Here is a 10,872-nt window from a genome sequence, read left to right on the forward strand (position 1 = left end):
CTCCTTATGGACGTTCGGTTGCACGCTTGCTGTGGTCCTTGCTTGGCCGCTGTCGAATCGACCCGCTTGATCGGGTTGCTGCGGCCGGTCGCGAAAGTCGCGCGTAGCGGCGCCGGGGTCGCGCCCTAACATGATCCCAGGCTACACCTGGCCGGCCGGGTGACCGCGCCCGAAAGTCCCCGAAAGTCGTTGTCATCGCTGGCGTTTCGACCGGCGCGTCCCATCGAGGGCTTGTCCTTTTCACAAGCCGCGTTTGACCGGGGGACCGGGCCCTTAGGCGCAGACGATCGCCGGACGACCGGTGCCGGGGTCAGCCACATGGTTGCCTAAATACCCGCGTGGTCGACCGTTAATCCGTCGGACCTCGTGAATCCCGACACATCCGTACACTTGGCACAAAGGGGTTGAAGGGGCCTCGAACGCGCGTCGAACCCCTGATGGGGCCCCGGACCGCGGTAACCAAACGGCGGCGAGAATCGGCGCCCGGCACTCCACCGCAACGATCGGGGGCTGACCAGTGCAACTTCAAACGCGTACCCGGCGCTCGTTCTCGGGGCGCAACGCGTCCGACGGTGCGGTGCGGGCCGACAATCGGCTGTCGTTTATGGACCAAGCCATGTTCCGCACGCTGCGGGCGCTCGACCGCAACGCGATCGTGCAATGCGTCTGGGTCTACGAGCACCCGGTCAACGTCGAAGGGCTGCGGCGTTTCCACCACAACCTCGGCTACGGCTTGTTGGGGCGGCGCATCGAGCGTTCGCCGCTGCCGTTTGCCCGCGATCGATGGGTGCGGGACCGGTGGCCGGCCGGCATCGACATGGCCGAGTCCGCCCGCCCGCGCGCCGAGCTGAGCGACTGGCTCGACGAACGCGCCCAACTGCCGGTCGACCCCGAGCGGGGGCCGGGTTGGCACCTCGGGGTCCTTCCGTTGACCGACGGCTCGACCGCGGTCACCTTGGTGGCGTCGCACTGCCTGATCGACGGCCTCGGGATAGGCAAGGCGGTCGCCGAGGCGGCCGGCGGTCACACGCGCGAGCTGGGCTACCCGCCGCCGTCGTCGCGCACCCGGCCGCGCGCCCTCGCTCAGGACGCGCGCCAAACCATCCGGGACGTCCCCGCGGCCGTCCGGGCGGCCGTCGCGGCGGCAAAGATGGCGCGCGACCCCACGCAGGGCACGGCCCGGACGCGCCCGTCGCAACCCACCGCCGCCCGGAACGCCGACAGCGATGGGCGAGTCGTGGTGCCGGCCATCTCGATCCACATCGACAAGGACGAGTGGGATGCGCGAGCGCGCGCGCTGGGTGGCTCCAGCCATCACCTGGTGGCGGGGCTCGCCGCGAAACTCGGTGAGCGACTTGGGCGCCGACGCGCCGGCGACGGCGCCGTCGTCCTGCAGATCCCGCTCAGCGACCGCACCGAGAACGACACCCGCGCCAACACGCTGTCGTACGTGAGCATCGACGTCGACCCGGCGGGCGTGACGACCGATCTGTCGGCTACCCGCGCGGCCGTCCGGCGCACGTTCGAGACCCTGCGGGAGGCCCCGGAGCGGGCGTCCCCGATGCTTCCCCTCGCACCGCTGGTGCCCTTCACCCCCAAGGGGGTGCTGAAACGGGTGACCGAGGCCGCATTCGCGTACGACGATCTGCCGGTCGCGAATTCCAGCATGGGCGACATCGCCCCGATCGCGGCGCGCCCCGACGGCACGGAGGCCGAATGCGTGTTCGGGCGGGGCGGCATCCAGGGCGTCAAGCGGCACGACCTCGAGCAGGCAGGAGGCGAACTCGCCCTGTGGTGTCTGCGGATTGGCGGGAAGATGTGCATCACCGTCGCGGCCTACCGGCCCGGCAAAAACAACTCCAAGCCCGAATTGCGCGACCTGGCGGCGCGTACCCTCGCCGAATTCGAACTTTCGGGCGTCATCGAGTGAGCCCGGCGCCGTCGACCGTTTCGCGCGCGTCGGGCTGGGTAGACCCGCACACGTGCGAGCCTCTGCCGAATCGGCGGTGAAGCTACCGCCGGCACCCCCCCGAATATTGCCCAAGGCGCTGCAGGGCATCGCCTTCCTGACCGCGCGGCGGTGGACCACCGAGCGACTCGCGCGCCGGTACGGCGGCGCGTTCCGGCTCGACGTTCCCGTGTTCGGGCGGTTGGTGGTGGTGGTCGACCCGAAATTGGCCAAAAAGGTTTACACCAGTGGCGTCCACGATCTGGGTGCGATACAGCCCAACCTGAGTCGGCTGCTGGGCTCGGGCTCGGTGTTCGGCCTCGACGGCTCGGCCCATCGCGAGCGGCGCAAGCTGCTGGCGCAGCCCTTCCACGCCAACAACATGAAGAACTACGAGCAGATCGTCGAGGAAGAGACGCTCCGCGAGATTCGCGACTGGCCCGAGGGCAAAACGTTCGCCACGCTGGCGCCGATGAAACGCATCACGCTCAACGTCATCCTGCGCGCGGTGTTCGGGGCACAGGGCGACGACTTCGAAGACCTGAGGCGGATCATCCCGCCGTGGGCCAGGTTGGGCTCGCTGTTGGCGACGCTGCCCATGCCGTCCCGAACCTATGGCCGCTACACGCCGTGGGGCCGGCTGGCCGACTGGCGCCGCCAGTACGACGCCGTCATCGACCGGATGATCGACAAGGCCGACAAGTCCCCGGACTCGGCGGACCGAACCGACATCCTGTCGCTGATGTTGCGCTGCGCGTACGACGACGGGTCGGCCATGTCGCGCGAGGACGTCCGGGACGACCTGCTCACCCTGCTGGTCGCCGGGCACGAAACCACCGCAACCACGCTGGCCTGGGTGTTCGAACGGCTCAGCCGCCACCCCGACGTGCTGTCGGCGCTGGTCGAGGAGGCCGACGACCCCACTCGAGACGAGACCGAGCTGCGCCACGCAGCGATCTACGAGGTCCAGCGCACCAGGTCGGTGATCGACTTCTCCGGTCGCCGGGTGCGCGCGCCGGCGTTCGAGCTCGGCGACTGGGTCATCCCGGAGGGTCACTCCATCGTCGTCAGCATCTCCAAGTGCCATGCCGACGCCGACGCGTTTCCCGATCCCGGTCGGTTCGACCCGCACCGCTACATCGACGGCAAGCCGTCGCCTTTCGCGTGGATTCCGTTCGGCGGCGGAACCCGGCGCTGCGCGGGCGCCGCGTTCGCCAAAATGGAGATGAATGTGGTGCTGCGAACGATACTGCGGCACTTGACCATCGAAACGACCACGGCGCCCCCCGAGAAGATCAAGGGCGGTGGCCTCGGCTCCCTTCCGAAGCACGGCGGGCGGATCGCGGTGCATCGCCGCGCCCCGCTGCAGCGCCAGGTCGCCGACCCGCGCAAAAGTGCTTAACCGCGCTATGTAACGTCAGGACGCGTGAGCGTCGTAAGCAGCAACCCCGAGACGGTCGAATTCGCCGGCAAAGGGGGGATCACCCTGGTCGCCGACGAATGGAATCGGGGCACCAACGCCACCGACCGGCCGTCCGTCCTGATGCTGCACGGTGGCGGCCAGAATCGTTTTTCCTGGAAGAGCACCGGCGAGATCCTGGCCGGGGAGGGCCTGCACGTCGTCGCCCTGGACAGCCGCGGGCACGGCGACAGCGATCGCGCGCCGGACGCCGACTACGCCGTCGAGACGCTGACCGCCGACGTCCTGCGCGTCGTCGAGGCCATCGACCGGCCGGTGATGATCATCGGGGCGAGCATGGGCGGCCTGACCGGCATCCTCGCCGCCCACCGCGCCGGCCCGGCGAAGGTGACCCGACTGGTCCTCGTCGACGTGGTGCCCCGTTTCGAGAAGAGCGGCAGCGCCCGCATCCGCGACTTCATGATCAGCGGCCTCGAGGGATTCGACTCGCTGGACGACGCCGCCGACGCCGTCGCCGCCTACCTTCCGTACCGGAAGAAACCGCGCAGCCCCGAGGGGCTGAAGAAGAACCTGCGCTTGCGGGACGGGCGGTGGTACTGGCACTGGGACCCGGCGTTCATGACCAAGCCCGGCGACGACCCCGAACTGCGCACCGAGATGTTCGAGCAGGCGGCCAGGAACCTGACGATCCCGGTGCTGTTGATCCGCGGTAAGCTGTCCGACGTCGTCAGCCCCGAGGGCGTCAAGCATTTCCTGGCGACGGTGCCCAACGCGGAGTTCGTGGAGCTGTCCAACGCTGGACACACCGCCGCCGGCGACGACAACGACGCCTTCAGCGACGTCGTCGTCGCGTTCGTCAAACGCACCTAGCGGCCTGTGCCGGCCGCGCTGCGCCGCCGATGTTTTGCGCCGTGAACCACGAGTTTGACTGTGAAGCCACGGCTTTGACTCTGGGGCGCGGCTAGTTGGCGGGTTTCTCCGCGTGCCCGCCGAACTGCTTGCGCATCGCCGAGAGCGCCTTGTTGGCGAAGTCGTCGAGGTCGCGCGAGGCGAAGCGGGACTGCAGCGCGGTGGTCAGCACCGGCGACGGCACCCCCTCGTCGATCGCGGCGATGGCCGTCCAGCGGCCCTCCCCGGAATCGGAAACCCGCCCCGAGAACTCCTTCAGGTTCGGCGATTCCCGCAACGCGATCGCGGTCAGGTCCAGCAGCCACGAGCCGATGACGCTGCCCCGCCGCCACACCTCGGCGACGTCGGGAATGTCGAAATCGTACTGATAGAACTCGGGATTCGACAGCGGCGCCGTCTCGGCGTCACCGGCCTGCACGTGCTTGCCGATGCCGGCGTTGCGCAGGATGTTGAGGCCCTCGGCGAGGGAGGCCATCATCCCGTACTCGATCCCGTTGTGCACCATCTTGACGAAGTGCCCCGCCCCGGACGGCCCGCAATGCAGGTATCCGTTCTCCGCGGGCGCCACCTCACCTTCGCGGCCCGGCGTGCGCGGCGCCGCATCAACGCCGGGCGCGACGGTGGCGAAGATCGGTTCGGCGTGCTCGAATGCGTCCGTGTCCCCGCCTATCATCAGGCAGTAGCCGCGCTCGCGGCCCCACACACCGCCGCTGGTGCCGCAATCGAGAAGCCGAATGTCCTTCTTGGACAAGGTCTTTGCGTGGTCGATGTCGTCGCGGTAATAGGAGTTGCCGCCGTCGATCACGATGTCCCCGGATTCCAGCGTCTTGGCCAGATCCTCGATCACCCCGGTCGTGATCGTCCCGGCCGGCACCATCACCCAGACCACCCGCGGTGCCGTGAGCTTCTCGGCGAGCTCCTGCAGCGAGGACACCCCGGTCGTGTTGTCCTCGCCGGCCATCGCCTTGACCGCGTCGGGGTCGTGGTCGTACACCACGCACTCGTGTCCGCCCTTGGCCACGCGCCGAACGATGTTGGCACCCATGCGGCCCAAACCAATCATCCCCAGCTGCATACTGTTTCGTCTCCTTAACTGCTCGCCTGTGTGCCCTTGGGCAGCCACGGTTCCTGCCATTTGTGGTGACCGTGCAGCAGCGACTCCGCGGCCTGGGGTCCCCAGGAGCCGGGCTCGTAGTGGTGGATCCGGCCCGGCTTGTCCAGCAGCGGCTGCACGATCCGCCACGTCTCTTCGATGGCGTCCTCACGGGCGAAAAGCTGCCGGTCGCCGGTCAATCCGGCGTACAGCAGCCGCTCGTAGGGCCGCACCGCCTCGCCGAGGTCCTCGGCGAACGACGAATCCAGGTGCACGTCGTGCCACGAGTTGCGGACCTGGGCGGACAACTGCAGGCGCATCCCCGGATCGGGGTCGATGCGCAGCACGATCTGGTTCGGCTCGGGTGGCCGGCGGTTGGGCAGGAAGGAAAACCCCGGGACGTGATGCAGGAACATCCGGACCTCGGTGACCTTCTCCGGCAGCGCCTTTCCCGCCCTGAGGAAGATGGGCACGCCGGCCCAGCGCCAGTTGTCGATCTCGGTGCGCAGCGCGATGTAGGTCTCGGTCGTGGAATCCTTTGCCACCCCGTCGACCTCGGTGTAGCCGCGGTACTGGCCGCGCACGCAGCGCTGCGGGTCCAGCGCCGGCATGGCCCGGAAAACCTCGGCCTTCTTGTCGTTCAGGTCGTCGGCGCTGGCGCCGACGGGCGGGTCCATCGCGACCAGCGCGAGCACCTGCAGCAGGTGGTTCTGTACGACGTCGCGCAGCGCCCCCACCGCGTCGTAGAACTTGCCGCGGTCCTCGATCCCGAAGTCCTCGGCCATGGTGACGTGGATCTCGGAGATGCTGTCGCGGTCCCACACCTTGGCGAGGCCGCTGTTGGCGAAGCGCAGGTACTGCAGCTCCTCGACGGGTTGCTTGCCCAGGAAATGATCCACGCGCAGGATCTGTTCCTCGTCGAGCACCGCGCGCAGCCGGGCGTTCAGGTCCCGCGCGGAGGCCAGGTCGTGGCCGAACGGTTTCTCCACCGCGACGCGGGCGCGCTCCAGCAGGTCGGCCTTCGCGAGGTTTTCCACGATCGGCGCGAACAGCGCCGGCGGCATTTCCAGGTAGTACAACGGTCGGGAATCCTTGCCGATCCGCTCGGCGAGCTGCCCGTAGAGCTTGTCGTCGGTGACGTCGCCGTGCAGGTAGGACAGCCGGCCCGCCAGCCTGTCGAACACCGCGTCGTCGAACTTCTCCCCCGACGCCTTGATGGCCTCGCGCGCCCGCTCGACGAGCTGCTGCACGGTCATGTCGTCACTGGCCACGCCCACGACCGGACAGTCCAGCAACTCCCGCGACTCGAGCCGGTAGAGGGCGCGATAGGTCATCTTGCGCGCCAGATCGCCGGTAATGCCGAAGATCACCAGCAAATTCGAGGAATGGTCGTCGCCGCCGTCGGTCAAGCCCGCACCTCCCGAAAATCACCCGATCGTTTCTGGAGAATCACTACCCGCGGCGGCCGGACTCAACACTAGACACCGCGCATGGGCCCGACAAGCCGGACCGATCGTGGCCTTTGGCAGGATTCCAGGCGTGGGAGGCGTGCTGCACACCGCGTTCCTCGTCGCGGCCGGGATCGCGGCGATCGAGGCCGTCGCGATCGCGGTGCTCGCGGTGCTGCTGGTGCGCGGCCGCCGGGAGATCGACGAGTTGCGGCACCGGGCCGACACCCGCAATTGGCTGCTGTCGGGCGGTCGCGAGGCCGTCAAGACGGTGTGGAACACCGCCAACCTGATGCGCAAGGAGGGTTTCGGTGCGGTGGTGCGCAGCTCGATCGAGGACCTGGCCGACTGGGCCGAGGTCGAGCGCCCCGACCTCGCCCGGGTCACCCCCGACGGCCGGGTGGTGATCCTGTTCTCCGACATCGAGGAGTCCACCGCGCTCAACGAGCGCATCGGCGACCGCGCCTGGGTCAAGCTGATCAGCTCGCACGACAAGCTCATCTCGGGTCTGGTGAAGCGACGGTCGGGGCACGTGGTGAAAAGCCAGGGGGACGGCTACATGATCGCGTTCGCGCGCGCCGAGGAGGCCGTGCGGTGCGGCATCGACGTGCAGCGCGCGCTGGGAGGCAACGGAAAGGGCAAGCGGCACGACGACATTCGGGTCCGCATCGGCATCCACATGGGCCGTTCGGTGCGCCGCGGCGACGACCTGTTCGGGCGCAACGTCGCGATGGCGGCGCGGGTCGCCGCGCAGGCGGTCGGCGGCCAGATCCTGGTGAGCGAACCGGTGCGCGACGCGGTCGCGGACTGTGACGACATCCGCTTCGACGGCGGCCGCGACGTCGAGCTGAAGGGCTTTTCGGGCAGCCACCGCTTGTTTGCCGTCGACCCCGGTTAGGAACCCTCACCGTCGGACTCGGCGAGCCGCTGGTGCAGGCGGGCGCGGACCTCGTCGGCGGTGTAGGCGCGCCGCTTGCGTTGGTCGCGGACCACCAGTGCGCCGCCGGCCACGACGCCCGCGACACCGGCCAGCCCAAGCCACTTCCAAACGCTGCGCATACTTGACAGGCTATTACCGCCATGGAGACGCTCAGGGACAAGGTCGCCGTCATCACCGGAGCGGCCAGCGGTATCGGCCGCGCGATCGCGTGCACGCTCGCCGATCGGGGCGCGCACGTCGTGGCCGTCGACATCGACGGCGACGGCGTTTACGCGTTGACGAGCGAGCTGAGCGGCCGAGGCGCCGCCGCACTGCCGCAGCGCGCCGACGTCGCGGATCCGGTTGCGTTCGAAGCTGTTCGGGATGCGACGCTGGGGCGGTTCGGCCGGGTCGACGTCGTGGTCAACAATGTCGGTGTGCTGACAAACGGTCTGCCACAAGATATTCCGGTGACCGAGTGGCAACGCATTGTGGACGTGAACTTGATGTCGGTGGTGCGCAGCAACGCCGCATTTCTGCCGCTGTTGCTCGACCAGGGCAGCGGGCATCTGGTCAACACCGCCTCCTTCGCCGGTCTTTTCACCTATTCCTACGACCGGATGCCCTACGCCGCCACCAAGGCCGCGATCGTCCAGATCAGCGAGGCGCTAGCAATCTATTTGCGACCCAAGAACATTGGCGTCACCCTGCTGTGTCCGGGCCCGGTGCTGACCAACATCGCCACCACCATACCGAAATTCGGCGAAGGGGCGCCGCTGCGCATTCCCGGCGAGCAGTTCGAGCTGCTGGATCCCGCGCCCGTCGGCGAACTGGTCGCCGACGCGATCCTGCGCAACCGATTCTTCCTGCCCACCCACCCCCACGTGGTCGACGAGCTGCGCCGCCGGGTCGACGACTGGGACGCCTACATCGACCATCAGGTCTCCCGTGAACCCCCAATTCAAAAGAAAGGCAGATAACGGTGAGTGACTCGCATGCCAAGGGCCTCAACGCATTCAAGGAAATGCTGCCCGGCCTGATCCCCGACGGCGCCACCGGGCTGCACGACGGCGGGATTGCCGATGAACTCGGCGACATGGCCATCGACCACGTATTCGGCGCCTTGTGGACCCGGCCCGGGCTGGACCGTCGCTCCCGGAGCCTGGTGACCCTCGGCGCTCTGATCGCCCTGCGGGCCGGCGACGAGTTGGAGTTCCACTTCCCCATCGCGCTCCGCAACGGGCTTACCCGCGAGGAGATCGAAGAGGTGATCTACCACGTGGCCGGATACGCCGGATATCCGGCGGCCGCGACGGCACGCAATGTGGCGCGCGAAGCGCTGGCTGGTTCATGCTGACGTTAGAGCAAGCGCTGGACGAGACGCGCACGGGCGACCTCTGGCTGTTCCGCGGCCGCTCCCGGCCCGACCGCGCGATCCAGACGCTGACGAACGCCCCGGTGAACCACGTCGGGATGACGGTGGCGATCGACGACCTGCCGCCCCTGATCTGGCACGCCGAACTGGGCGACAAGCTCGTCGACGTCTGGTCCGGCACCCACCACCGCGGCGTGCAGCTCAACGATCTGCGGGAAGCCGTCTTGCAGTGGACCGACCGATACCACCAGCGGTGCTGGCTGCGCCAGCTGACGCCACACGCGACCCGGGAACAGGAGAACGCGCTGCTGCGGGTCATCGCGCGGATGGATGGGACCCCATTTCCCACGGCCGCGCGGCTAACGGCCCGGTGGTTCCGTGGCCGGCTCCCCACCGTCAACGACTGGATACGGGGAATCCCGGTGGTGGACAGTAAGATTCGTGAACAGACGCGGCGACGCAAGGAAGAGCACCGCCGGATGGGCCTCGAGACGGCGTACTGCGCGGAGACCGTGGCGATCACCTACGAGGAAATGGGATTGCTCGTCACCGACAAGGACGCCAATTGGTTCGACCCGGGCAGGTTCTGGAGCGGCGACACGCTGCCGCTGGCGCCCGGCTACCGGCTGGGTGAGGAGATCGCGGTGTCCCTCGGCTAGCCGACGGACATCTCCCCCATCTCCGACCACCCCGTGGCGTCGAGCGTCTGGCTGATGATCTTGGGCGTCGACCGCAAGGCCTGGGGCAGCTCTTGCATCGCCCGCTTGAAGTGCTCGCTGTTGACGTGCGCGGCGCCCGCGTCCCCGTCGCGGAAGGCCTCCACGAGGACGTACTCGGCCGGGTTATCCAGGCTGCGCGACCACTCGAACCACAGGTTGCCTTCCTCGGCACGGGTGGCGGCGGTGAACGACGCGACCAGTTCCGGCCAGCGGTCGGTCCATTCCGGCTTGGTCTCGAACTTGACGACGATGAAGATCATCACCAGATCATCCCGCTCCAGCGTCCCTCGTGCGTGGTCTGCGCCAGCATACGTGCGATCTGGGATCGTCCCCACTAACGCCTCGCAGCAAAATGCGCCCAGGCGGCCTCCTCGGCGCCTGGGGCGCATATTGCCATGACACATGTCACACCATAGTCTTTATCCGGAACGGCTCACATGCCGCAAATTTGCGTGTTTTCGGATAAACCGACATTCGCGCAAATTCAATTTGTTACGGATTCGCAATTGCGGGGTCGCCCGGCATTGCGGCGCCGGGCGCCGGCGGCGGGGGCGGTGGCGGCGCGCCGCGGCCGACGATGCTGAATTGGGCATTCTCGCCGCCGGGTCCGCCTATTTCCGCGCTGGCGGTGACCAGGTCGCGGCGCGGAACGTAGGGCGGGTGCGGGGGTTGCGTGCTCGGCGGATTGAGCGCCGGACGCGCTCCCGGGTTGGACGAGTTGTTGGGACCATGCGCCGGTGCGGTCGTTTGAGCGCCGGGCGGCGTCGTTTGTGCGCCGGGGTGGGTGGGTTGCGGTTGCGAAGGCTCGTTGCCCCGTGTGCCCGACGGCTCCGGGCTGTGCGCCGGCGGCGGGCTCTGGGTCGCCGGCTGCTGGCTCTGGGTGCCCGGCGGCTGGCTGTGGGTGGCCGGCGGCTGGCTCGGGGCCGGTTCGTGGGTCTGCGGTGGGTTCTGGGGGGCTTTAGACCCGCCGCCCTGACCGCCCGGGTTGCCGCCGCCAGGGTTGCCGCCGCCAGGGTTGCCGCCACCGCCACCGCCACCGCC

At 68.4% G+C, this 10,872-nt stretch carries 11 protein-coding genes and 1 pseudogene; 7 read left to right on the forward strand and 5 right to left on the reverse strand.

Annotation, left to right across the window (positions count from 1 at the left end):
• Positions 1–604: 604 nt before the first annotated feature.
• From BST11_RS22245 to BST11_RS22255, 3 genes are read left to right on the forward strand one after another with little or no spacing between them, the layout of a single operon-like run.
• A complete protein-coding gene (locus BST11_RS22245; protein WP_244897748.1) occupies positions 605–1,930 on the forward strand; it encodes a condensation domain-containing protein in 1,326 nt (441 codons plus the stop codon).
• A 52-nt stretch (positions 1,931–1,982) separates the two neighbouring features.
• Positions 1,983–3,350 (forward strand): cytochrome P450, encoded by a 1,368-nt coding sequence (locus BST11_RS22250; protein ID WP_211284758.1) that lies wholly within the window; start codon positions 1,983–1,985, stop codon positions 3,348–3,350.
• A 24-nt stretch (positions 3,351–3,374) separates the two neighbouring features.
• The gene (locus tag BST11_RS22255; RefSeq protein WP_083140209.1) at positions 3,375–4,238 is read left to right on the forward strand and encodes an alpha/beta fold hydrolase; all 864 of its coding nucleotides are present in this window, start codon (positions 3,375–3,377) and stop codon (positions 4,236–4,238) included.
• 91 nt (positions 4,239–4,329) lie between these two features.
• Here BST11_RS22255 and gnd read toward each other — a convergent pair whose 3' ends face one another.
• On the reverse strand, positions 4,330–5,412 hold the full coding sequence (gene gnd / locus BST11_RS22260; RefSeq protein ID WP_142276494.1) for a phosphogluconate dehydrogenase (NAD(+)-dependent, decarboxylating): 1,083 nt from the start codon (positions 5,410–5,412) through the stop codon (positions 4,330–4,332).
• Positions 5,367–6,779, reverse strand: a complete 1,413-nt coding sequence (locus BST11_RS22265) for a glucose-6-phosphate dehydrogenase (RefSeq protein WP_083140212.1) — start codon at positions 6,777–6,779, stop codon at positions 5,367–5,369. Before BST11_RS22265 ends, gnd begins: the two co-directional genes overlap by 46 nt.
• 121 nt (positions 6,780–6,900) lie before the next feature.
• Here BST11_RS22265 and BST11_RS22270 point away from each other — a divergent pair, with 121 nt between their 5' ends.
• Positions 6,901–7,716 carry an adenylate/guanylate cyclase domain-containing protein gene (locus BST11_RS22270; protein WP_083140226.1) on the forward strand — a complete coding sequence of 272 codons (816 nt, stop codon included), beginning with the start codon at positions 6,901–6,903 and terminating at the stop codon, positions 7,714–7,716.
• Here BST11_RS22270 and BST11_RS28020 read toward each other — a convergent pair.
• Entirely contained in the window at positions 7,713–7,877 is a 165-nt protein-coding gene (locus BST11_RS28020) for a hypothetical protein (RefSeq protein WP_169834947.1), read from the reverse strand. The genes BST11_RS22270 and BST11_RS28020 overlap by 4 nt on opposite strands.
• A gap of 21 nt (positions 7,878–7,898) precedes the next feature.
• Between BST11_RS28020 and BST11_RS22275 the strand changes: the two genes are divergently transcribed.
• From BST11_RS22275 to BST11_RS22285, 3 genes are read left to right on the forward strand one after another with little or no spacing between them, the layout of a single operon-like run.
• A complete protein-coding gene (locus BST11_RS22275) occupies positions 7,899–8,717 on the forward strand; it encodes an SDR family oxidoreductase (protein ID WP_083140214.1) in 819 nt (272 codons plus the stop codon).
• 2 nt (positions 8,718–8,719) lie between these two features.
• Positions 8,720–9,094, forward strand: coding sequence for a carboxymuconolactone decarboxylase family protein (locus BST11_RS22280; RefSeq protein ID WP_083140216.1), 375 nt, complete (start codon positions 8,720–8,722; stop codon positions 9,092–9,094).
• Complete coding sequence (locus BST11_RS22285; protein ID WP_083140218.1) at positions 9,088–9,771, forward strand: guanylate cyclase; 684 nt, start codon at positions 9,088–9,090, stop codon at positions 9,769–9,771. The genes BST11_RS22280 and BST11_RS22285 overlap by 7 nt, the downstream gene beginning before the upstream one ends.
• Here BST11_RS22285 and BST11_RS22290 read toward each other — a convergent pair.
• Complete coding sequence (locus BST11_RS22290) at positions 9,768–10,091, reverse strand: putative quinol monooxygenase (RefSeq protein ID WP_083140220.1); 324 nt, start codon at positions 10,089–10,091, stop codon at positions 9,768–9,770. The genes BST11_RS22285 and BST11_RS22290 overlap by 4 nt on opposite strands.
• Before the next feature lie 232 nt (positions 10,092–10,323).
• A pseudogene (locus BST11_RS28215) lies at positions 10,324–10,872 on the reverse strand (MAP_0585 family protein); the annotation flags it as partial.

It is taken from the genome of Mycobacterium alsense, assembly GCF_002086635.1.
In the GTDB taxonomy this organism is placed as follows: Bacteria; Actinomycetota; Actinomycetes; order Mycobacteriales; family Mycobacteriaceae; genus Mycobacterium; species Mycobacterium alsense.